This window comes from Thioreductor micantisoli (assembly GCF_055392745.1).
The window spans coordinates 565,062-589,962 of record NZ_AP043760.1 but is presented as its reverse complement, the minus strand read 5'-3'; the positions used below and the strand labels follow the sequence as shown (position 1 = coordinate 589,962).

22 protein-coding genes are annotated in these 24,901 nt (G+C 26.7%); 2 read left to right on the top strand and 20 right to left on the bottom strand.

Annotated features, from left to right (window positions below; all coding sequences use genetic code 11):
- Nucleotides 1-51: 51 nt before the first annotated feature.
- The gene (gene mltG / locus ACZ5OA_RS03155; protein ID WP_464908078.1) at nt 52-960 is read right to left on the bottom strand and encodes an endolytic transglycosylase MltG; all 909 of its coding nucleotides are present in this window, start codon (nt 958-960) and stop codon (nt 52-54) included.
- Between mltG and ACZ5OA_RS03150 the strand changes: the two genes are divergently transcribed.
- On the top strand, nt 902-3,607 hold the full coding sequence (locus ACZ5OA_RS03150) for a YhdP family protein (protein ID WP_464908077.1): 2,706 nt from the start codon (nt 902-904) through the stop codon (nt 3,605-3,607). The two genes, mltG and ACZ5OA_RS03150, sit on opposite strands and share 59 nt — an antisense overlap.
- Nucleotides 3,608-3,609: 2 nt before the next feature.
- On the opposite strand, the gene ACZ5OA_RS03145 is transcribed toward ACZ5OA_RS03150, so the two are convergent.
- The 16 genes from ACZ5OA_RS03145 to nadB all read right to left on the bottom strand — a co-directional run bounded on the left by ACZ5OA_RS03145 (nt 3,610) and on the right by nadB (nt 21,255).
- Nucleotides 3,610-3,966 carry a heat shock protein transcriptional repressor HspR gene (locus tag ACZ5OA_RS03145; RefSeq protein ID WP_464908076.1) on the bottom strand — a complete coding sequence of 119 codons (357 nt, stop codon included), beginning with the start codon at nt 3,964-3,966 and terminating at the stop codon, nt 3,610-3,612.
- A gap of 10 nt (nt 3,967-3,976) precedes the next feature.
- On the bottom strand, nt 3,977-4,849 hold the full coding sequence (locus ACZ5OA_RS03140) for a DnaJ C-terminal domain-containing protein (RefSeq protein ID WP_464908075.1): 873 nt from the start codon (nt 4,847-4,849) through the stop codon (nt 3,977-3,979).
- 127 nt (nt 4,850-4,976) lie between these two features.
- A complete protein-coding gene (gene murC, locus ACZ5OA_RS03135) occupies nt 4,977-6,269 on the bottom strand; it encodes a UDP-N-acetylmuramate--L-alanine ligase (protein ID WP_464908074.1) in 1,293 nt (430 codons plus the stop codon).
- Between the two features lie 3 nt (nt 6,270-6,272).
- Nucleotides 6,273-6,737: a hypothetical protein gene (locus ACZ5OA_RS03130; RefSeq protein WP_464908073.1), complete on the bottom strand. Its 465-nt coding sequence runs from the start codon at nt 6,735-6,737 to the stop codon at nt 6,273-6,275.
- A gap of 2 nt (nt 6,738-6,739) precedes the next feature.
- A complete protein-coding gene (locus tag ACZ5OA_RS03125) occupies nt 6,740-7,843 on the bottom strand; it encodes a succinyldiaminopimelate transaminase (protein ID WP_464908072.1) in 1,104 nt (367 codons plus the stop codon).
- Nucleotides 7,840-10,023, bottom strand: a complete 2,184-nt coding sequence (locus ACZ5OA_RS03120; protein ID WP_464908071.1) for a polyribonucleotide nucleotidyltransferase — start codon at nt 10,021-10,023, stop codon at nt 7,840-7,842. The genes ACZ5OA_RS03125 and ACZ5OA_RS03120 overlap by 4 nt, the downstream gene beginning before the upstream one ends.
- Entirely contained in the window at nt 10,013-10,627 is a 615-nt protein-coding gene (locus ACZ5OA_RS03115; RefSeq protein ID WP_464908070.1) for a phosphoribosyltransferase family protein, read from the bottom strand. Before ACZ5OA_RS03115 ends, ACZ5OA_RS03120 begins: the two co-directional genes overlap by 11 nt.
- Nucleotides 10,628-10,635: 8 nt before the next feature.
- Entirely contained in the window at nt 10,636-10,896 is a 261-nt protein-coding gene (locus tag ACZ5OA_RS03110; protein ID WP_464908069.1) for a J domain-containing protein, read from the bottom strand.
- Complete coding sequence (locus ACZ5OA_RS03105) at nt 10,893-12,353, bottom strand: MlaD family protein (RefSeq protein ID WP_464908068.1); 1,461 nt, start codon at nt 12,351-12,353, stop codon at nt 10,893-10,895. Before ACZ5OA_RS03105 ends, ACZ5OA_RS03110 begins: the two co-directional genes overlap by 4 nt.
- Complete coding sequence (locus ACZ5OA_RS03100) at nt 12,350-14,368, bottom strand: LPS-assembly protein LptD (RefSeq protein ID WP_464908067.1); 2,019 nt, start codon at nt 14,366-14,368, stop codon at nt 12,350-12,352. Before ACZ5OA_RS03100 ends, ACZ5OA_RS03105 begins: the two co-directional genes overlap by 4 nt.
- The gene (locus ACZ5OA_RS03095) at nt 14,361-14,807 is read right to left on the bottom strand and encodes an RDD family protein (protein ID WP_464908066.1); all 447 of its coding nucleotides are present in this window, start codon (nt 14,805-14,807) and stop codon (nt 14,361-14,363) included. Before ACZ5OA_RS03095 ends, ACZ5OA_RS03100 begins: the two co-directional genes overlap by 8 nt.
- Nucleotides 14,807-16,060 carry a phosphoribosylamine--glycine ligase gene (purD, locus tag ACZ5OA_RS03090; RefSeq protein ID WP_464908065.1) on the bottom strand — a complete coding sequence of 418 codons (1,254 nt, stop codon included), beginning with the start codon at nt 16,058-16,060 and terminating at the stop codon, nt 14,807-14,809. The genes ACZ5OA_RS03095 and purD overlap by 1 nt, the downstream gene beginning before the upstream one ends.
- A 255-nt stretch (nt 16,061-16,315) precedes the next feature.
- Nucleotides 16,316-16,933 (bottom strand): uroporphyrinogen-III synthase, encoded by a 618-nt coding sequence (locus ACZ5OA_RS03085; RefSeq protein ID WP_464908064.1) that lies wholly within the window; start codon nt 16,931-16,933, stop codon nt 16,316-16,318.
- Nucleotides 16,930-18,474 carry a glutamine-hydrolyzing GMP synthase gene (guaA, locus tag ACZ5OA_RS03080; protein WP_464908063.1) on the bottom strand — a complete coding sequence of 515 codons (1,545 nt, stop codon included), beginning with the start codon at nt 18,472-18,474 and terminating at the stop codon, nt 16,930-16,932. Before guaA ends, ACZ5OA_RS03085 begins: the two co-directional genes overlap by 4 nt.
- Before the next feature lie 20 nt (nt 18,475-18,494).
- Nucleotides 18,495-19,814 carry a sodium:proton antiporter NhaD gene (gene nhaD / locus ACZ5OA_RS03075; RefSeq protein WP_464908062.1) on the bottom strand — a complete coding sequence of 440 codons (1,320 nt, stop codon included), beginning with the start codon at nt 19,812-19,814 and terminating at the stop codon, nt 18,495-18,497.
- A gap of 1 nt (nt 19,815) precedes the next feature.
- Nucleotides 19,816-21,255, bottom strand: a complete 1,440-nt coding sequence (gene nadB, locus ACZ5OA_RS03070; protein WP_464908061.1) for an L-aspartate oxidase — start codon at nt 21,253-21,255, stop codon at nt 19,816-19,818.
- A 104-nt stretch (nt 21,256-21,359) separates the two neighbouring features.
- On the opposite strand from nadB, the gene ACZ5OA_RS03065 reads away from it, so the two are divergent.
- Nucleotides 21,360-21,794 (top strand): hypothetical protein, encoded by a 435-nt coding sequence (locus tag ACZ5OA_RS03065; protein WP_464908060.1) that lies wholly within the window; start codon nt 21,360-21,362, stop codon nt 21,792-21,794.
- A 50-nt stretch (nt 21,795-21,844) separates the two neighbouring features.
- On the opposite strand, the gene ACZ5OA_RS03060 is transcribed toward ACZ5OA_RS03065, so the two are convergent.
- Genes ACZ5OA_RS03060 through ACZ5OA_RS03050 form a run of 3 tightly spaced genes read right to left on the bottom strand, consistent with a single transcriptional unit; the run spans nt 21,845 to nt 24,900 of the window.
- Complete coding sequence (locus ACZ5OA_RS03060; RefSeq protein ID WP_464908059.1) at nt 21,845-22,057, bottom strand: hypothetical protein; 213 nt, start codon at nt 22,055-22,057, stop codon at nt 21,845-21,847.
- A gap of 9 nt (nt 22,058-22,066) precedes the next feature.
- Nucleotides 22,067-23,263 (bottom strand): cytochrome d ubiquinol oxidase subunit II, encoded by a 1,197-nt coding sequence (locus tag ACZ5OA_RS03055; protein ID WP_464908058.1) that lies wholly within the window; start codon nt 23,261-23,263, stop codon nt 22,067-22,069.
- Nucleotides 23,263-24,900 carry a cytochrome ubiquinol oxidase subunit I gene (locus ACZ5OA_RS03050; protein WP_464908057.1) on the bottom strand — a complete coding sequence of 546 codons (1,638 nt, stop codon included), beginning with the start codon at nt 24,898-24,900 and terminating at the stop codon, nt 23,263-23,265. Before ACZ5OA_RS03050 ends, ACZ5OA_RS03055 begins: the two co-directional genes overlap by 1 nt.
- Between the last annotated feature and the right edge of the window lies 1 nt (nt 24,901).

Here is a 24,901-nt window from a genome sequence, read left to right as displayed (position 1 = left end):
AAAAATTTTATATTAAGAATTGATTTTTAAATAAAATTAACTAAATATGTTTCATTTCTTCACACTCTTTAAATGCTCAGTGTAACTTTTGGTAAAAACATGTCTTCCTTTTACACGAGTAAAATATAAATAATTTGTTTTAGCGGGGAAAATTGCAGCAATAATTGCTGGCAAGGAGACTACACAAATTGGTCTTGGAGGAAGCCCATAATATTTATAAGTATTAAATTTTGTATTATCATATTTAATCATTTTTGGTGTTACTTTTGTATGAGAATATTTACCATGATTTAAAGTCCCATCCATTTGGAGTTTCATATGAATTTTTAATCTATTATAAATAACACTACTAATACGCTTCATATCACTCTTGTTTTTAGCTTCTTTTTGAATAATAGATGCAATTATTAAGTAGTGATAATATTTATTAAAATTCCAATATCCAAAAATTCTTTTAACTAAATTTTGATGTTTTTTTAATGAAACTTTATATAAATAGTTACAGGTTTCTTTTTTAGTAAATCCATAAGGTAAATAATATGTATCAGCATAAAGAAAAGAAGTTGGAATATTTGAACATCTTAAATATTTATATTTCATTTTTTTAGCAATTTCTTTATAAATAAAATAATCAGTTTCTCCTGGAATTATTATTATTTTTTTAAGAGCAGCTTTTGAAGTAGTTAATCTATATAAAAAATCAAATTTTGTCATTTTTGTTTTTTTCATATCAATCCAACCACTTTGAGGTCTTCCTATTAAATAAAGTATATATTTATCAAATGTTAAAATATCAAAATTACTACTTTTTAACTTTTTAATGATATAATTTATACTACCATTTGGAATATATATAATTCTGTTTGTTTTTACTGGCTGAATTAAATAAAAAAGGATAAAAATGAGTAAAATCATAAAAATTTCTATTGATTTTATTATAAGTTTGGTTGTATTTTTCATAATCTCTCTTTTGGGTATTTATATGTTACTAACAATTAGTGGTATAAATTTACAAAATATAAATTTGCAAAATATTCATATAGGACAATTATATATAAAAATTGATAAAAAATTAATAATAAAAGCTAATAACATAAAAATATTAACAAAAAAATCTAATACTAAAACCAATTATAGTAAAATAAACAAAATTATAAAGAATAATTTATTATACTTAAACTATTTTCAAAAAATATCTTTAAATAATATTCAAATAAATAAGACCAAAATAAATTTTTTAAATTTTTTTGATAATAAGTTAGAATTTGATACAAATTTACTCTATTTAAAAGCATCATTTATTCCTCAAAATAAAAGAATAGATTTTATAATTCATAAAATAACTTATAAACCAATGGATATCACACTAAATAATATAAAAGGCTATGAAAAGGCAAACTTATTTAAATTAAATCTATTTGCCAAATATGAATATCAAAATAGTATATTATCACTAAATTTAAATATAGGACTTCACACTAAATATAATTTATCTATCAAAAATTTAAGTAGTGAACTAATAAATAAATTTACTCCTATTTTAAAAAATAATAATATCAATTTATATTCTCAAAATTTAATGATAAATGGAAATGAAAATGATTTAAATTTTAATATTGATAACTTTACTTCAAAATATAACGATTATAATTTATCTACAAATATTATAAATATAAATGGAAATTATAATATTAAAAATAGTAATTTTAAACTAAATACAAATAAACTATTTATGACACAATCAAAAACTGAGAATCTAAAATTAGAGAATATAAGTATTATTGGAAATAAAAATAAATCAAATTTTAAAATAAACAATTTAACTTTAAAATCTTATGATTATCAACTACTTATAAATATTCCATTATTAACCGGAGAATATTATAAAAACAATGAATTTAAATCAAATCCACATAAAATATTTTTAACACAATTAGATATAAATAATTCAGATAAATTATTTATAAATAGCTCATTTTTATCATTTAAAAATAATAAACTATTTGTTAAATTACACACAAATGAAATTTTAAATCCAGACATAATTAATTTACTAAAAAAATTTAATATTCCTATCCCTGTATATCAAAAAACAGGTAAAGATGATGTATTTGTTAATCTAACATATAATTTTATAAATAAAAAAATAGATACTTATGTAAAAGCAAAAATCTTAAATTCAAAACTTATGATTACAAATAATGACTATTTAACTATAAAAAAAGCAAATTTAGAACTAAATAATTCAATAATAACTTTTAAAAATAGTAGTTTAAATTATAAAAAATCTATTGTAAATTTAGATTATTTTATAAAAAAGGGAATAATTAATTTAGATAAAAATTTTATGAAAACAGATGGAAAAATAAAATCTTTGAACCTCGAAAATATAGGAAATATAAAAGATTATAATGAAAGTATATATATTGATTTTAACAAAATATCCATATATTTAAAAAATTTACAAACAAATATTTTGATAGGAAATGATACAAATATTACTATAAATAAACTTTCTATTTTATATCCTTATATTAAATATTTAAAAGAATATGAAATATTGAATGGAAATATGAAAATAAATATTGCTAATAAAATTAATATAAAAACTAATATTACAAAAACTAAGCAACAAATATTAGAACAAAACTTAAAACCTCTAAAAAAATTAAACTTTATAACTACTATAAATAATGATAATATTTCAATCAAAAATAAAAACTTAAGAATAAATATTATAAATAAAAATCCTATGAAAATAGATGCTGGAATAAAAAACATAGATATAAATATAACTAAATTTATAAATAATGTTTTAAAAGAAAAAAATAAATCTAAACAAGAATATATTGTAGATATGAAAGGTATAAATAACAATATAATTTATGAAACTCATCAACTATATTCCAATAAATTATCTATTCATTATGATAACAACTTTACAAATATAGAATCACTTGATAATGATAGAAATATTACCCTTATAGAAAAAAATAATACTATTAAAATACATGGTTTTAATCTGAGAGAAAAAGATTTGAAAGAATTAGCAAATATTGATTTTATAAAAGATGCAAAAATTAACTTCTTTGCATTAGAGACAAATCAATCTTCTGCTATACAAGGCTTTGTACAAATAAACAAGGGCTACATAAAAGAACTCAAAGCTTTTAACAATATTATAGCTTTTATTAATTTAATACCATCTCTTGTTACATTTAATGGTCCTGGATTTTCTGGGAAAGGTTTTAAAATAAGGGATGGTCATATTAACTATATTTATGATAAAGGAATTTTATATATCAAAAAAGCTTATTTAAAAGGAGATAATCTAAACTTTAAAGCTAAAGGATATATAGATTTAGTAAAAAAAACTATCAAAATGAATGTAGATGTCACAATAATAGTAAAACTTATAAAAGACATACCTATAGTAAATTACATAATTCTTGGAAAAGATGGAGGAATGAATATAAAATTATTAGTTTCTGGAAACTTAAATGATCCAAAGGTATCAAAAAATTTAACAGAAAAAGTAATAGAAGCACCTTTTGGAATTATCAAAAGAACCCTTCTGACACCTTTTAGAATTTTTATGAAAGAATAAGTTTAATCTTCAACTAATACTATTTGATAATTATTCTTTTTCACAATTACACTTCTATGTTTAGGAACCATCCCTTCATTTGCTTTAAACTTTTCTATTTCTTTTTGAAGTTCGTGAATTTGCTCTTTTAATTGTAAAATAATATCTATTCCAGCTAAATTAACTCCCATATCTCTTGCTAATGCCAAAATAACCTTTAATTTATCTATATCTCTTTGAGAATATAATCTCATTCTACCTTGTGTTCTACTTGGTTTTAATAATCCTTCTCGCTCATATTGTCGTAATGTTTGTGGATGAATATTCATAAGTTCTGCTACAACACTTATTAAATATACCGGCTCATTATATCCATGCATTTTAACCTCCTTATATTGTATCTGGAAGTTTTTCTTCCATTATTTTGGCAATTTCTTCATCTAATTCTTCAACTTTTGGTAATACTACATTTAATTTCAAATATAAATCACCTTTATTTGCTACACCATACCCTTTTACTCTAAGTTTTTGTCCATTTTTAGAATTTTTAGGAATTTTTACAGTAATCTCTTTTTGTAAAGTTTGAACTGGAATTTTACCACCAAACATCATTATTTTTAGTGGCACATCCACTTTTTTAATCAAATTATTTCCATCTCTTTCATATTCAGGACTATTAGCTACTTCAACTTCAATAATCAAATCACCCTTTTGTCCATTATGTGATTTACCTTTACCTCTAACTCTTAATTTTTTACCAGTAGTTATTCCTGCTGGAATTTTTAAATTAACAGTTTTCCCATTTATATTAATAGAATGAGTACCCCCCATTACTGCAACATTAAATGGTATAGTCATTCTTGCATGCATATCTAAATCTGGTTGTTGATACCCACCTGAAAAACCACCAAAGTCAAATCCTCCAAATCCACCGCTTTGTCTTGAACTTCCTCTTGAGCCTCCACCAAAAATATTTTTTAATATTTCATCTAAATCAACATTAGCACCACCTTGTTGTTGATAAAAATCGTGAAAATTTTGATCACCAAACATAGAATCACCAAATTGGTCATATTGTTTTCTTTTTTGTTCATCACTTAATACTTCATATGCTGCATTGATTTCTTTAAATTTATCTTCACATTCTGGTTTTTTACAAATATCTGGATGATATTTTCTTGCTAACCTTCTATATGCTTTTTTTATTTCAGCTTGCGTTGCATTTTCAGATACTTCTAATGTTTCATATAAACTTTTTGCCATTTTTCAATCCTTTATATAACTAATTATTTTATTATTATTATTAATTTTATATATATTATATAAAAAAATTGAGTGGATGTCAATCAATTTTATTAAGTTATATAAGAGATGTTTAAAAAAATATAAATTATTTTCTTAACTGATAAGTAATATCTCCAGCTCCAAATCCTATAACAAGCCCATTATCTATAATTTTTATTACTTTGTTATTTTTTATAATTTCTAATTTTTTAGTAGTAGTTTTGATAGTATCAGCAAAAATAGGATTATATTTTTTAAATAAATTTTCAAAATCAATATCCCTTTTATCCTCTCCTGCACTCCATACAGGTAAAATAATTAATTCATTTATTCCTTTGAAACATTCACAAAAAGCATCTAAATTATCAATAGTTCTTGAATATTTATGAGGTTGCCAAATAGCAGTTATTTTATCTATATTTTTTAACTTAGCAAATTTTTTAGCAGAATTTAATGTAGCTTTTATTTCTGTTGGGTGATGAGCATAATCATCAATTATTACAAAATTATCATAATTTTGTAAAATATCAAATCTTTTTTTTATACCTTTATAATTTTTTAAACTCTTTTTAATTTTTTTTATTGAAAGCTCATTTATAGCAGATTTTATAGCTAAACTGGCATCAAGAGCTATGTGTTCTCCAAATCCGTAAACTTCAAAAGTTTCATTCATAAATTTAAAACTCATAAATGGAAGATTATTAATTAATTTATACTCAATCTCACTAATATCGTTTATTGAAACACTCTCGGCATTTTGTTTAGATAAAAATTCATCATCCTTGCATACTACTCTAATTTTGGATTCATCTAAAAATCTTTGATAATGATTATAAAAAAGTTCATAATCATAATGATAAAATTCCATATGTTCAGGTTCTGCATTTGTTACAATAGCACAATATGGATTTGAATCTACAAAACTTCCATCACTTTCATCCGCTTCAAAAACTAAAATATTACTATTTTTATTAATTCTAACATTTGAATTAAAATCTTTACTTTCAGCACCAATTAGTGCATTAGAATTTCTTAAAATTGATGCTAAAATTGCACTTGTTGTACTTTTTCCGTGTGCTCCACAAACAGCATAAACTTTTTTATCATTTACTACCATTTGTAAAGCTTCTCTTCTGGAAATTGTTTTAATTCCCTTTTTTCTAGCTTCAACAAGTTCTGGATTATCATTTTTTACAACTGCAGTATAAATAACTAAATCTTGATTCTTAATTACACTACTTGAATGAGGAATAGTTACATCTATTCCTTCTTCTATAAGTTGTTTAGTCAAAGTTGTTTGGGTAATATCACTTCCACTAATTTCATGCCCATAACTTTTAAGTAGCCTAGCAATTCCGCTTAAACCTATTCCTCCAATACCAACAAAATGAATTTTCAATTTTTACTCACTAAATTCTTTTGCAAAAGTATCTCTATGCTTAATTACAAGTTCATCAATTTCATCTTTAAAATTCATAAAAAACATTTCATATTCATCATTTTCATTTTCAGGCATAACATAAGTATCTAAAAACTTTTCAACTGGCATTTTTTCAAGTACACCTAAAACAAACATACTAAATGCTTCTTTTAAATTTTCATCATTTGCCATATAAACTAAATCATATCCTAAATCTTTAGCTTCTTTCCATTCACTTTCACTCCAAACTTCAAGGAAATATTCAAATAAAGCTCTAATTACATACATATCTTCTGGATATTCTAAAAATTCTTTATTTTCACTTCTTTCATTCAAAACTGCAATAGCTTTTTCTAAAATCTCACCAAATAGTTCATTTATTCTATCTTCATCGCCACCAGTATTCATCAATTTATCAAATTCTTTATACTCTTTTTCTAAAAACATTTTCATCCTTTAAAATTTTTTATTCTAAAAAGTGCTTCTTTAGTTGATTTTTCATCATAAACAAGAGCAATTCTTACAAATCCTTTTCCTATATTTTCTCTACTCATAAAACTTCCAGGCATTACTTTTACGCCCTCTTCTTCCCATAATTTTTTGGTAAATTCAATATCATCATCTACTTCAAGCCAAACATAAAAAGTAGCTTTTGGAATTTCAATACCTAAAATATCTTTTGCTAATTTAAAATTTTTTCTATACTCTTTTCTAAACTCTTCAGTATGATTATCTTCGCTCCACGCAACCGCTGCTGCTTTTTGTAAAGGAAGTGGAGAAGCACAACCGACATAAGTTCGATAAGAAAGATACTCTTTTAAAATTTCACTATCCCCTGCTATAAATCCACTTCTAAGACTTGGTGCTGAACTTCTTTTGGAAATAGAATTTATTGCTAAAATATTTTTAAATTTATCATTTCCAACTTTTTTAGATGCTTCCAAAATTGAAACTGGTTTTTCATCAAAATATAATTCACTATAACACTCATCACTCAAAATCACAAAATCATTTTTAAGTGCAGATTCAACCCATTCACACATCAAATCTATATCCATTACACTAGCACACGGATTATTTGGAGAATTTAAAATTACTAACTCTTCATCACCAATTAACTCTGAAGGATGATTTAAAAATTTATTCTCTTTTGTAAGAGACATTTTATTCATTTTTGCACCAATTGCTATTGCTGCACCTTCATAAATTTGATAAAAAGGGTTTGGAAAAGCTATACTTTTTGCTTCTAAAAATGCTGGGAAATTAAATAAAACTTCTCTTGTTCCATTTACTGGTAAAAGTTCGTTTTCATTTAATTTAACATTAAATCTTCTTTTTACAAATCCTCTCATTGATTCTCTTAACTCAGCAATACCTGCAGTAGCAGGATATTTATTTAAAAGTTGAGAATTTTCACAAAAGGCTTTTTGAATAAATTCAGGCGTATCAAATTGAGGCTCACCAATTGTTAAAATAAATTGTTTATCTTTTTTTGGTGTAATATCACATAATAATTCATTTAGCTTTTGAAAAGGATATTTCTCAAATCTCATTTAATAACCTTCACAAGTCCAAGTCCAATTTTGAAACCTTTTTGATCTAAAATTTTCACTTCTACCTCATCTCCTACATTTACAATATCTTCAACTCTATTCACTCTTTTATCACTAAGTTTTGAGATATGAAGCAATCCTTCAACTCCATCAGAAATTTCTACAAAAGCACCGAAATTAGCTACTCTTTTTACTTTTCCTTTTACAACACTTCCAACTTCTACTTTTGGAATTTCTCTTCCAGGAACATTTACAATTGAAATAATATGAGTTTTAGCATTTTCTACTACTTCTTTATTTCCTCCAGTAACTTTTACATTACCTGTTTTTCTATCAAGGTCAATATTTACTCCAAATTTAGAAATAATATCTTTAATAACTTTTCCACCTTGACCAATAATATCCACTATTTTATCTGGTAATACTTTAAAATTAATAGTATGAGGCAATACTTTATCATTATACACTATCTCTTCTTTAGCTTTTTCCATAAGTTCTAATATATAACATCTTCCTTCTTTTGCTTGTTCTAATGCTTCTTTTAAAACATTAATTTTTACTCCCCCAAGTTTAATATCCATTTGAAGTGCTGTAATTCCATCATATGTTCCAGTTACTTTGAAATCCATATCTCCATCGTGGTCTTCAAGTCCCATAATATCAGTTAATATTGCATATCTTTCATCTTCTGTAACAAGCCCCATAGCAACTCCTGCTGCTAATTTTCGAAGTGGAACTTTTGCTGCAGTAAGTGCTAAACTTCCACCACAAACAGTTGCCATTGAACTACTTCCATTACTTTCCAAAACTTCACTTACAACTCTAACTGTATCTTCAAATTCAGGGTCGATTAAACATTCAATAGCTCTTTTTGCTAAATTTCCATGACCTAATTCTCTTCTTGATGGTGGTCCTACTCTATCAGCTTCACCTACACTAAATGGAGGGAAATTATAATGAAGTATAAATTTATCTAGTTTATCTGCTTTATCTGTAAGATTTGAATACATTTGTGCATCCATTTCTCCTCCCAAAGTAGCTACTGCTAAAGCTTGTGTTTGTCCTCTTGTAAATAGACAACTTCCATGAGCTGATGGTAATATATTTGTATCAATTGTAATATTTCTAATATCAGTTAATCCTCTTCCATCTGCTCTAATACCTTTATCAAGAATAGAACTTCTTACAAGATCTTTTTTTATACTATTTACAGCATTATAAACGAAGTCATAATCTTTATCTAATTCATTTGTAATTTTTTTAGCAATATCATGTAAAATACTTGCTCTTTCACTTTTTGCTAAATGTGAAATTGCTTCTTGAATTTCTTCAAAATAGTGATCTCTTATATAATTTTCAAGTTCTTTATCTTCTTTTAAATCTCTAAGTTTCAATTCAATAGGTTCTTTTTTAAGTGGTTCAAAAGCTTCTTTATAAACAGTAGTTGCTGATTTAATAGCTTCTTGTGCTTTTAACAAACACTCAATAAAATCATCTTCACTAAGTTCATTTGTGTGATAAATAGTTACAGGCTCTTCTGCCATCATAGGTTCAGTAATATCAATTTCTGGAACCTCAAGAATTTGAATCTCTTCTTGCCCTTGCGCTTTAAATTCTATCATAAGTAATTCATCTTGTGTTCCACTTACATACATATCAAAAGCCCCACTCTTTAACTCACTTAAAGTTGGATTAACTACTATCTTATCATCAATTTTTGTAAGTCTAACACCATATACAACTTTGTCAATTGGTAAATCACTTAAATAAAGACATAAACTTGTTGCGTTCATAGCAGCAGTTTGTAAATCTGATTCTTCATTTGCACTAAAAACAATTGTATCAACAACTGTATTATAAGCATATCCTTTAGGAAAAAGTGGTCTAATACTTCTATCTATAAGTCTTGATGTAAGTGTTTCAAAATCACCTGGTTTTGCTTCTCTTTTTACAAATCCTGCTGGGATTTTTCCCATAGCATAAGCTTTTTCTATATATTGAACTACAAGTGGAGTAAAATCTTCTTCAATTAATTCATCTTTATTATAAACGAGTGTTGATAATATTACTGTATCACCTTCTCTAAATAAAACTGCACTATTTGCTTGTTTTGCAACTTTATTTAATTCTACAACTTGTTCTTTACCATTTACTAATAAATCTATTTTTTTATAACTCATATTTGTCCTTTCTATCTTCAAAATAAAAATCAGTTTCTACATAATTTTCTATTTCATAAACGAAATAGCAATAGTCACTAAGTTTTTTAACTTCTTTTGCCAAACTAAAAGGTATTAGTGGCATAGCCACATCAACTTCTTTAGCTCCTGCATTTATACAACTTTTTATACATACTTCAAGTGTAAGACCCGTATTTGCTCCTTCATCTATAAGTATTACTTTCATATCATTTAAATCAGCTAGAGAATCACCATATCTATATTCATAAATATAAGGAATTATTTTTTCATTATGAAGCCTTCCAGCTTCTGAATATATAAAATCTTGTGATATTTCAAAATTATCAATTAATTCATCAATCAAAACAACATCTTTTGTTTCACTTACGCACCCTAATATACACTCTTTATTGATAGGTGAAACTATAGGTTCAGAAAAAAGAAAATCTGCTTCAATAAATCCAAGCTTCTTAGCAATCTCTTTGGCATAATAAACACCATTTTCACTTATAGCTAAAATTATTGTTTTATCATCAATTTTTTCTATATCAAGAATACTATAAAGTTTTTGTAATGCCTTTTCTTTATTTTCAAATTTTATCATATTTATTCCTAAAACCTAAATTTATTTTTATAAAACAGCTTAGGATACTGCTTTTTAATTTCATATTCGTCAAATGTAAATTTATAATTTTCACAATATTTTATCAAAATTTTATAACTATAATTTAATTTTTCCATCATTTTAGCATCTCCCAAAACATCAGGATGATATTTTTTAGCTAATTTTTTATATTGCCTTTTAATATCTTTAATACTACTGAGTGGTGGAATATCCATAAATTCAAGTGATTCTTTAATCTCTTTTATCATTTAAGTAAACTGCTTCCCCCACTTGAGATAATAGTTTTCAAATCATTATCACTAAATGCAATTCCTAATCCTAAGAATAAATTTGCTGCTTGGCTATTTAAAAAATTATCATATCCAGCATATAAATTTATATGATTAAACATTTGATATCTTGCTTCCACTCTTGCATGTGCATTATTTCCTCTAATATCATTAACAGCATTAAAATCATAAACTTCTGCACTCAATTTCATTCTATCATTATTCATAAAATAATCTATCCCAACACCACCAGTTGAATCAATAACCCCACCTCTTAAAAGAACATTATCATACCTTTTTCCAAGTTCAGCCGTTATAAAAGTTTTCGATTTTATATGCTTATTTATATTAATATAATCTTTATTTGTATAATCTTTTGTAGATGTTACACCTAAAATATAATATTTATCAGGCTTTGGTCTGTATGCTACTAAAGCTCTCGTTTGGGCATAACTATCTTTTGTCATTTGATAAGTTGCAATATCTACATCAAGCTCACTTTTAGTTAAAGATGTAAAATAGTCATCTAATTTATCAAAAGCACCCCCTCCACTTGAGAAAAATGTATCAGCAGATGCTATAGCATTATGTAAAGAATCTTTATTTTCTACTAAAATATCTGTTGCATTATCTTCTAAACGTCCAAATCTATCCATAAGATCTGGCAATTTTTTATTTATAGTTATTCCAGTTTCTTTAAATTCTGATGTTAAATCATCTAATTGAGCCATAATCTTAGGTAATTTATTATTGATAGTTTTACCAGTTGTTTTAAATTCAGCACTCAAATCATCAACTTGTTTCATAATTTTAGGAAGTTTTTCATTAATTGTAGCCATCATTGTTTTAGCACCACTGATTGTATCTTTTAAATTATTTCTATTTTCAGCCAAAATATCTTTAAAATACTCAGTTCCACTTTTTAAATTAGATAATGTTTGTTGAAGGTTATTAATAGAATTTCCATCTACACCATTATTTAATTTATGCATTAAGATTTTAAATTCTTCGGCAGCTGCATTAATTGAATCAACTGCTTCATCAAAAGATGCTATTTTTTTATATTTATTTATACTATCTCCAACTTTTAAAAATACATTTGAATTTGAAGAAATTATTTCTATATATTTTCCACCAAGCATTGAATCTTGAGATAATGAAATAATAGAATCTTTTGGAATTTTAATACCTTTATTTATAAAAAGTTTTAATTTCACCTCTTTATTATAAAGTTGTTTATCTTCTAAGAATCCAATATCAACACCTCTTAATTTAATTTTTGCATTTTTTTCAAGTCCTGTAGCATTATTTATATATGCATATATATCATAACCTTTTTTACCAAAATTTGAAAAACTATTAACTTGCATACTTAAAATAAATAGAGATAATAATCCTAAAAATACAAATAGCCCTATTTTAGTTTCTGTTCTCATTCGTCAGCCTTTTGAGTTTTTAATTGATATTGTTGAGAAATACCACCTAATGGAATAAATTCTACTTCAAAATAAATTGTTTTTCTAATTATACCAGAAACTCCATCAGTAGTTAATGTTGGAATAATCTCTCTTTTAAAACTTACACTATAATTCCAACACTGCTTACTCATACTAATACCTAACAGCCAATATTTTTGCATTTTAAGTTTTAAATCATAATTAAAATCTGCGAATAATTTATGTATTTTATCAAATTTATAATATCCATTAATATCATAAGACTCACTTTGTTTATAATTATAAATGTATTTTCCTTCTAATTTAGATATTCCATTATCATAACCTAATGTGAAAGCATCATATTTTATTTGAGCTATATCAAAAGAATATATATTTTTATTATCAAAATAAAAATCATAATAATTTACATTCAAAGTATTAAATAAATCAGATAATTTAGTTGTTTCATTTTTATCAAGATAATAAACCTGAGAAAGAGAATGATAAATAGTTAAATTTTCACTTAAAAGATATTGCTCAAGTGATAATTTGATATTTTTTTTCACTTTATAATTCCCCAAATAATCACTATTATTATCATTTTTATAATATTTATTATTGAAAGAATAAGAAATTGAAGGAATTATACTATGAGAAAAACTATTATAGTTCTTAGATAATAAAGAATAAAATTTTAAATTAGTATCATTTGTATAATATTTTGCCACAAAATCAGTATTATCACCTTTTTCATTAACTTGCGTATAATTAAAATTTTCTTTGATATTAAATTTAAAATAGTTATCAAACATATTAACTTGATAACTAAAAGGAACAAACACTGTTTTTTTAACAGCTTTATAACCAGTTTTTCTTGTATAATTATATAAATTAAAATCAATACTATACAAAAATTTATCAAATGGATTTGTACTAAATTTATGATATTGTAATTGTGGAAGAAGTTGCATAGTATTACTATTATCATCTTTTGTTGTATCTTTAAAATATTTTCCATATAATCCAAAATAATTATTTTTATAAATAGAATAATAATTAATATTAGAAGTTATTATCTTATCTGTTAAATAACTTGTATCAGATTTATTAGCAGGATCTAAATAAAAATAATCTGTATCAGTAGCATTTTTTATATCCATATAAAGTTTATCGTTATAAATTAAATCACTATTAGTATATAAAAAACTCCAACCATTATGATTTTTATTTTGTAAATTATATTTTTGTTGGTATTTTTCTTTATCACTAAATTCACCTATTTTAAATTCACCATAAGATGTAGGAGAATGAATAAATCTAAATGTACTATAAATTCCTTCCCCTCTTTTTGTTCTAATCGTTGGGTCAATTTCTAAATCTGCCCTATCTCCAAAAATTTGATAATATGGCTGAGTAAATAAAATACCTTCATCACCTGAAATCCCAAATATAGGTCTTAAAAATCCACTTTTTCTTGTTTTATCAATAGAAAAACCTAAATAAGGTAGATATAAAATAGGAATACCTTTTACATATAAAGTAGGATTATATAAATCTATCCATTTAGTTTTTTTATTATATTTAGAGCTACTTGAAACTATTTTCCAATCTGGCGCGCTTGGATTACAAGTAGAAGTAATCATATTATTTATATTATAAATTTCACTTTTTTGAGTCATTGTTTTACCACTTATCCATGTCAAATTATCGAAATTAAACATAAAAAATGGAGTTACTTTTATATTTTTTGTATTTAGATTAATATAAGCAGTTTGTCCAGTGATTACATTACTTTTTTTATAATTAACATATACATTACCATGGGCTTTTATACTGTTTTTTACTTTATTATAAATAATTTTATTAGCACTTAATGTAATATCATTTTTTATAAAAACTCCATTTGTTATTGTCACTATATTATTTTTAGAAACAGTTTTAACTCCAAACACTTTTATATTTTCGGCAAAGCTATATACTATTACAAAAAATATTAATATTATTTTAATCATCAATTACTACTACTTTTGAAAATTTATCATGAACAGTTTGAGTAAAAGGATTTGTAAGAGCATACAACATTCCCAAATAAAAAAACATTTCATCAAAGTTTCTAAGAATTGCTCTAATAAAAGATTGCCCCCAAGAAGGATTATCTAAAAGATAAATATCAACTGCTCTTATTCTTGCTACCATTTTACCTATAGTTTTTCCATAAAGATGAATAAAAATAGTATGATATGCAGTTTTTAAAACAATAAAATAGATAAGCATAGAATTTATAACTTCTAAAAGAGCCATCATATTATCTGCTACACTTATAAATTGATTATAAAATGCAATAAATATTATAAGAGATACTAAAAGTTCATCAATAGAATAAGCATAAACCCTTTTTGCAAAGCTTGAAGGAGTAAATCCTTCTCTTTTTAATTTTTTTTCTAAATCCATTAAATAGCCTGATATGCTATGTCTTTTCTATATTTCATACCATCAAAATGAACACATTTAACTATTTTATATGCTTCATCTCTTGCTTCTTTTACATCTTCACCCATTCCAATACAAACTAAAACTCTTCCACCTGTTGCCATAAGTTTATCATCTTTTTTAGAAACTCCAGCATAAAATATATGCCCATTTAATTTAGATAATTTTTCTTCATCAATAGTAATAAGGGCTGGCTCACTACTTGAATATGGATAATTTTTTGAAGCACAAACAACTCCTACTGCTACCACATCTTTAATTTTTACATCAATTTTATCAAGTTCACCTTTTGCTCCATAATAAAACATATCATAAACACTACTATCAATTAATGGCATCAATTCTTCACATTCAGGATCACCAAATCTAACATTATATTCTAAAACTATCGGCTCATTATCCACAACCATAATTCCAATAAATAAAACACCTTCATAAGGAGCATTTTCTTGTTGCATTCCATTTAAAGTAGGTCTAATTATTCTTGTTTTTACTTTTTCATAAAGCTCATCATTTACAAGTGGTGTTGGAGCATAAGCACCCATTCCACCAGTATTTGGTCCAGTATCATCATCTCCTACTCTTTTATGATCTTGCGCTGCTGGAAGTAAAACAAACTTTTTACCATCACAAATTGCAAACATACTAAGTTCATAACCATCTAAAAATTCTTCAACAATTACTTTTTTACCAGCTTCACCAAATGCTTCTCCACTAAGCATTTCATCAACTGTTTTTTTAGCTTCTTCTTTCGAAGTCGCAATAATTACACCTTTTCCAGCACAAAGTCCATCAGCTTTTACAACTATTGGTAGTTTCATTTCCTCTATAAATTTATAAGCATCTTCTTTTGAATCAGTTTCAATATATTTTGCAGTTGGAATATTATATTTTTTAAGAAAGTTTTTCATATAAACTTTACTTCCTTCCAGTCTAGCAGCCTTTTTACTTGCACCAAAAATAGTAAGATTTTTTTCTTTAAATATATCCACAACACCATCTACTAATGGAGCTTCTGGCCCAACTATTGTTAAATCTATATTATTTTTAATAGCAAACTTTCTAAGTTCATAATAATCTTTTATATCTAAATTTGTAGCAAACTCATTTGTTGCGCCATTTCCTGGTGCATAAAAAATTTCAGCTTCATCTTTCAAGGCATATCCAATAGAATATTCTCTTCCTCCACTTCCTATAATTAAAACTTTTTTCATAAATTAACCTTTTAATTTAATTATCTATTTTTAACTTAAAATTAACTTTAACTTTAAATTAAAAATCCTTCCAAGTGGGCGTTCACATATTGACTTTGGTTCTACCAAAGGTTTAAGTGTGGGATAGGAGGTAAGTTTTAGGAGCAACAAATAAATGCCACTACACACCACCTACACTACCATCTCCCAACGATTATTAGTGTAGAGAACCCAAATGTACGGGTAGCGCACCACTCAGAAGGACAACTATTAAAATTATATCATATTTTTAGCTATTTTAATACAATTATCAATAGTTTGAATATCACTAACTACTATTTTTTCAGGAAAATAAGAAGCTGTTCTATTACCAATTGCTATAGCTTTAAAACTTGAATTCCACTTAAATTGTTTAAAAAAACATTTAATAGTTGAAGGAGAAGTAAAAATAAAAATAGAATTTTTTTCTAAACTTTTATCTATTTTATTACAATTAGTTTCATAAGTAACTTTTGAAATAATATTAAACTTATTTTTTTCTAAAACTTCAACAATATTAGATAAAACTATTTTAGCTTTTGAAAACAATATATTTGAAGGCTCAAAATTATCAAGAATTTCTTTAGCTAATTCATCTCCATAGCTACTTTTTGCTATGTATTTTACTTTTCCTCCAAGTTTTTTTACCATTTTTGCAGTTGGCTCTCCAATAGTAATAGCAGGAATATTTTTCCATTCATTACTTATTTTATCAAGCCCAATTACACCATTTTTGGAAGTAAATAGTAAATAATCTATATTATAAAAATTGATTTTAGGAGTTAAATAGTTAAGTTTTATGACAGGGAGATTTTCTATCCCATCATATTTTTGATTGTTAAGTAGATAAATCATTCCCATTCTATTGTTGCAGGTGGTTTAGAAGATATATCATAAACAACTCTATTTATTCCTTCTACTTCGTTTATAATTCTACTAGAAACTCTTTCTAGAAACTCATAAGGTAAATGACTAAATGTAGCAGTCATTCCATCCGTTGCACTTACACATCTTACGGCTATTGCATTATCATAAGTTCTATTATCCCCCATTACACCAACACTTTTAACATTCATTAAAACTACAAAAGCTTGCCATACTTCATTATAAAGATTATTAGCTTTAAGCTCTTCTATCAAAATAGTATCAGCTTTTCTAAGTATATTTAAATCTGTTTCATTAACCGCGCCCATTACTCTAATAGCAAGACCTGGACCTGGGAAAGGATGCCTATACACTAAATCTTGAGGAAGGCTTAATTCAAGACCAAGTTTTCTAACTTCATCTTTGAAAAGTTCTCTTAACGGCTCAATTAATTCAAACTCCATCCAATCTGGAAGTCCACCAACATTATGGTGAGACTTAATAGTCTTAGATGGACCTTTTACTGAAACTGATTCAATTACATCTGGATATAAAGTTCCTTGTGCCAAAAATTTAGCATCTTGATATTTTTTTGCTTCTTGGCTAAATACCTCAATAAAAGTTTCACCAATAATTTTTCTTTTTCTTTCAGGATCAGTTACACCTTTTAATCTTCCCAAAAACAAATCTCTTGCATCAATAGTAATTAATGGAACTTTTAATACATTTTTAAAAGCAAATTCGACTTCTTCTCTTTCATTTTCTCTGAGTAATCCATTATCCACAAAAATTGGAACTACTTGGTCACCTATTGCTTCATATAAAAGTGCCGTTGTTACACTACTATCTACTCCACCACTAAGTCCACAAATAACTTTTTCATCTCCAACTTGTTTTCTTATTTTTTCTATTTGAGATTTTAAAAAATGTGACATATCCCATTTTGAAGTTATTTTACAAATTTCTCTTGCAAAATTTTTAAGCATAATATGACCATATTCAGAATGAGCAACCTCTGGATGAAATTGAAGTGCATATACATTTTTTTCTTCATTTGCAATAGCTGCATATGGAGCATTTTTGGTATATGCAATTCTCACAAACCCATCAGGAAGTTTTTCTACTCTATCAGAATGGCTCATCCAAACAATATTTTTTTCAGGTATATCTTTAAAAAGTTTTGCACCATTTACTTCATCAAAAAGAAGTTCAGCTTTTCCATATTCGTGGTGATCAGCTCTTGCTACCTCTCCACCAAAATCAACTGTAATGAGTTGCATTCCATAACAAATTCCTAAAATAGGAAGTCCTAAATCATAAATAGCTTTGTCAATTCTATATGCATCTTTAGCATAAACACTAGCAGGTCCTCCACTTAAAATAATACCTTTTGGATTTTTTACTTTTATTTTTTCTATATCTTCAAAATAAGGTACAATTTCACAATAAATTTTTTCTTCTCTAAGTCTTCTTGCAATTAATTGTGTGTATTGACTACCAAAATCTAATACTATAATATCAGCTGTTTGCATATTTTTCCTTTCTAACTAATTTAATAAATTTTTAATATTTCAAATTGAACATACCACACAGCAATACTCACAGCATATCCTACTAAAATCGTCCAAGCAAGTTTCATATGTGAGCTAAAAGTATAAATACCTTTCATTTTTCCCATTACACCAACACCTGCTGCACTACCAAAACTAATTAAACTTCCACCAATACCAGCTGTCATAGTTACAAGCATCCATTGGTCTGGCCCCATATTTGGACTTGCTTTTAAAATAGCACTCATTACAGGAACATTATCTATAATTGCACTTATAAATCCAACAGTTACATTACTAGTGATATCTCCAATTGCCCCATAAAGATTATGAACATATTCTAAAAATCCCATAAAATGTAAAGCACCAACTGCACTCAAAATTCCAAAGAAAAATAGTAGCGTATCATTTTCTACTTTTGCCATATTTACATAAACATTAATTAATTCTTGTGAAGGGCGTCTTCTTTTTTGAAAATAAGTATACATACTTAGTATTGCCAAACCAAACATCATTCCCCACATTGCGGGAAAATGCATAAAAATATGCATAACAACAGAAATAGCAATTGTAAATATACCTAAATAAACTACTACCATTCCTCCATCTTTAATTCTCGGAATTGATTCAGTTAAAGAATCAAAATGAGGCATTCCTTTTGGAACATACAAACTAAGTAAAAATGCCGTAACAAGCCATCCTATAAAAGAAGCTGGGAAAAGTGCCAAAAAGTCAACTACTTCTCCTTTTCCTGCTGTCCAAGCCATTAAAGTTGTAATATCTCCAAATGGACTCCAAGCCCCTCCAGCATTAGCTGCTACCACTATATTTATAGCACCTGCTACCAAAAACTCTGTTTTATGTTTATCAATTGTATATAAAACTGTTGATAAAATAAGTGCTGTTGTAAGATTATCTGCTACTGGTGAGATAAAAAATGCAAGTAATCCAGTAAGCCAAAAAAGCTTCTTATAACTATAACCATTTGAAACCAATTTATGTTTTAAAACATCAAATACATTTCTTTCTATCATAGTTTCAATATATGTCATTGCTACGAATAAGAAGAAAAATATTTCTGCAATTTCTAAAATCAAATGTTCAAGTTCATTATGAAGTGGACTTACATCATATCCATTTACTGCATAATAAGCACCAATTAATACAAACATAAATGTTCCAATAAAAAGTGCTGGTTTTGATTTATTTATATTGTATTTTTCTTCTGTTGCTATAAAAAAATATCCTAAAACAAATATACCAAAAACAATCCAACCAAAAGTTGTTTGTGTCATATTTACTGATTCAACTATATGCTCCATTTTAATCCTTTCTGTAATGAGCCCCAAGAGATTCTTTTCTATTTAAGGCTGCTGTTATAATTTCTTTAGCTGTTAAAAATCTAAATTTTGTAATTCTACCAACCTTTGGAATAGTTTTTTCTACAAAATCTAAAGCTTTTAATAGATTTCTTTCATTTCTAATTATACCAACATTTTGCCACATAATTTCACGAAGTTGATTTTTATAGAGCTTATCATTTTCTTTTTCCAAAATTTCATCATTTATAATAAATTTTTTATTAATGTTAGTTATGTTTTTATTAATATCTTCTGCACAAATTTTACCAAATACAAAACATTCAAGAAGTGAATTACTCGCAAGTCTATTTGCACCTTGCACACCTGTACAAGAAGCTTCTCCAACTGCATATAAATTTTTAAAATTTTTTATTTTTGAACTGCTATCAACTTCAATTCCACCCATCATATAGTGAAATGCTGGACCTATTGGAACTAACTCCCCAGGAATTTTATAACCTAAATCTTTTAATTTATAGTAAATAGTAGGAAATCTTTTAGCAAAAAATTCTTCATTCCAATCACTAAAATCCAAAAATACTTTATTTCCTTTTTGTTTATAATCATAGATAGCACGACTTACAATATCTCGACTTGCAAGATCACCTCTTTCATTATAATCAAAGAGAAATCTTTTAAAGTTTTGGTCAACTACTTTTGCACCTTCACCTCTTAAAGACTCACTAAGTAATAATTTTTGAGCAGTTTTCATTTGAACGTAAACAGTTGGATGAAACTGTGTCATTTCCATATCTTTGAGTCTTATATCTTTTAAAGTACAAAGCCCTTGCATATCTCCACTAATTGTATTTGCATTTGTATCAAATTTATATAAACCACCTACTCCACCACTTGCTATAACTACTGAATTGGCATAAATATTCATTTTTTTATTGTTTTGTGATACACTTACACCAAAACATTTATCATCTTCAATTAATAAATCAAAAACAACAGATTCATCTATAAAAAATGATTTATCCTTACTAAATACAAACTTATGGATTTCTCTTCCAGTGGCATCTCCTCCTGCATGAACTATTCTATTTTTAGAATGAGCCCCCTCTCTTGTAAAAAGAATATTACCATTTTCATCTCTATCAAATCTAAAACCCAAACTTTCTATATCATCTATTACAGTCAATGATTTTTTAGAAAGAAGCTCAACCATTTTTTTATCATTATGATAACTTCCTGCTATCATTGTATCTTTTATATGAGATTGGACATCTTGTTCATTTTTAGCAACTGTAACTCCACCTTGCGCATAAAAAGAGTTACAACCCCATACTTTACTTTTAGTTAATACTAAAACTTTTAATTTTTTATCTAAATTAATAGCAGTCCAAATAGCTGAAAGACCACTACCAATTATTATTACATCATATTTTTTCATTGACATTTTAAATTCGTTATATTTTGTTCTGTTTTATTTACATTTTGAGATGTCCATTTCGGATCAGCTTTATATCCACAACCTATAAAAAATAATGCTATAATTACAAAATGAAAAATATAAAAGATATTCTTAAACATACACCACTTCCTTATGATAAAATAAAAACGCAAAGATGTCTTATACTAATTACATCTTGTTTACCAATACATATAAAAAATAATATTTCATATATGTATTTAAAAGGTGAAACTCTGCACTTTGCAACTAAACATCCTGCTATTAATTTCGAATTGTATCAAAAATTAGCTGATATTAAGATGATATTAAAAGCAATTCAATTAAAAAAAAGATGTTTAAGCATAAAAATTACAAATATTAAAGCTTATACAACCTATAAAAAAGAAAAAACACCTTCCAAAATATCAACTGATATCAAATTTTATATACAAAAACTTAATGGAAATTTTGAAAACAAAGCCAAAAATAAAAAAATAACTCAAAAATTTGAAGAAATAAGAGAAATTATAAAAAATAAAAATTAATTCTTAAGTCTTTTTCTTATATTTTACAATTTCCCCAAAGGGAAAAAGAATTAAACATCAGGTTCAATTCCAGTTTTTCTTAATGTAAATTCTACAAATTTATACATTACAATCATTAATATCGGCCATATGAAAAACAAAATTGTTCCCCATGCAGTATTAATATGTTGAGTTTCTGGACTAATCCCATTTGGTAATAATTTTTCAGAAGCGAAAAGAAAGCTTCCGAAGAATACCATTAAAAATGCTATAATTTTTTTCATTTTCTCTCCTTAATATGTATGAGATTCTGTATCTGCTAACTCTTCTTTTGTAATAGGACCATCTTTTTTCATTTGGTACCAAACATAAGCTACATAAGCTAAAACAATTGGAACTGCTACACTCACACCACCCATAACTTCCATTGCAATTAAACTTCCAGAAGTGTTTTGAATAGTTAAACTACTTTGTAAATCTGCATAACTTGGATAATATGGTGTTCCATTAAATCCTGCAATTGCAAATACTATTATACCAATTAAAACTGCACCTAAACCAGACATTTTAATTCCACCTGTACTTCTTCCAAAGATTGATTGAAAAATACCAAGTAAAAACAGAACTGCACCAATTAAGAATACAATTAATGGAATATAGTCATAAGCCATTAAGTTAGCAAGATATTTATGAGCAACCATAGTTACAACACCTGTATGAATATCGTATGAATAACCTTTCATCATTACAAGTCCATAAAGAACTACAACTAAAGCAACCAAAAATACTACAAAGCATTTTTTAGCAGTTGCTCTAATTCTTGCAATTAATTCAGGGAATTCACTATTATCAATATCATTAACCAACCATAACGCTCCAAGAAGTCTAGCAATAGCAAACAATAATATACCAAATGCTATATTAAACCATGCACCATGACCAAAATCAAGTGCTGCTTCCAAACCTCTTAGATTAATACCATTAGTAGCTGTACCCCATGCTAAAATTTTAGTAGCTGGATCAAAACTAAAATTACTTCCTGTAAAGAAAGTTCCAACTGCCACACCAATTAAAACAATAGTAACAATACCATTAAAGTATAAGAATGCTTTATAAGCACCTTTTCCAATTAAGTTATTTGGATTGTTGATATATTCATAAGATACTGCTTGTAAAACAAAACCAAATAATATTATCATCCATACCCAATAAGCACCACCAAATGATACTGAATAAAATAATGGAAACGCTGCAAACAATGCACCACCAAACAAAACTAATGTTGTAAATGTTAATTCCCATTTTCTACCAAGAGAGTTAATCATCGCTCTTTCTTCTATATCAGTTTTTGCTGTATGAAAAAGTGATTGACCACCTTGAACAAAAGTCATAAAAACAAAAAGACCACCTAGTACTGCAATTATTAGCCACCAATACTCTTGCCAATAAAACATTTCTGAATTTTGTGTATATCCTGCCCATTTTTCCATTACTGAGCTCCTTTCGGACCGCTTTTAACGACCGCAAATAACATTTTAAGTTCTGCAATTCCAAGAATAACAAATGCTGCCATAAACATAAAGAATGTTGCTTGTACATTTACTAAACTAATTGGAGTTACTGACTCTGCTGTTGGTAAAATTCCAAATACAGTCCATGGTTGTCTTCCAATTTCTGCACTCATCCATCCAAATGAAATTGCAATCCATGGTAATGGAATTGAATAAAGTGCTGCTTTTTGAACAAATCTATTATTAACAAATGTTCCTTTTAAAATTGAAGCATAAGCTAAAATAAATAGTAAAATAAACCAGAATCCTAAAGCAACCATAATATGGAATGAGAAAAATACTGGTGCAACTGGTGGGAATAAATATTTAGCATCATCTGCTGAGAAATATCCATATCCCATAAGTTCAGCTCTCTCTACTTTTACTCCATCAACATTAGCTACAATTGCGTGAAAATCTGCATTATCTGCTGCCATTTTTGCTTTAGCCACTTTCACAGCTGCTGTATCTCCAGCTTTTTGAGCTTTTTCCATAGCTGCTTTAGCTACATGATAATTAGCCATATCTTTAAGAGCTATTTCACCTTCGCTTCTTAAATGTTCAAAAGACCAAATTCCATATTCTTTGTTTCCATATACTAGATCTTTAATACCTGGAATATACCCATCAAAACTATGTTTACCAAGAACAGATAATAAATGTGGAACAGCTATAGGCATAATAAATGAATCATCATTATTTGTCATATTTTTGATTTCATCAAGTGTATGATGTTTAGGAATACCAATTGCTACAATTGGAGCTCCTTTTTCACCTACATATAAACCTTCCATAGAAGCAATTTTAGTTGGTTGAGTATTTACTACTTCATAAGCATGATCATCACCAATAACTGCTACTGCAATCGAAGCTATAAGCCCAAATGCTGCTGCAACTGTTGCTGATTTTTTAGCAAATTCAACATGTTTTCCTCTAAGTAAATATAAAGAAGAAACACCTAATACAAATACACCAGCCATTGTATATGAAGCTGTTACTGTATGTAAAAATTTAATTTGTGCAACTGGTTGCAAAATCAAATTCATAAAATTAGTCATTTCAAGTCTTGCATTATCTATATTAAATGTATAGAAAGCACTACTTGGATGTTGCATAAATCCGTTTGCGATAAGAATCCACAAAGCTGAAAGGTTTGAACCTATTGCTAATAACCAAGATGACATTAAATGCACACCTTTAGTAACTCTTTTCCATCCGAAAAATGCGATTGCTGCAAATGTCGCTTCCATAAAGAACGCAACAATCCCTTCTACTGCAAGAGGAGCACCAAATAAATCACCTACTACCCATGAATATGTTGACCAGTTAGTCCCAAATTCAAATTCATGAATAATCCCTGTTGATAACCCAATAGCAAAGTTAATACCAAATAATACTTGCCAAAATTGAGTAATATTTTTCCATTCTTGTTTTCCAGTTTTTACATAAATAGTCTCAAAGAATGCTACCATGAAAGACATACCTAATGTAAATGGAACGAAAAAGAAGTGAAAAATAGCCGTCATTGCGAATTGAGCTCTCGCCCATTCAAGCATCGTTAAATCTATTCCATGCATA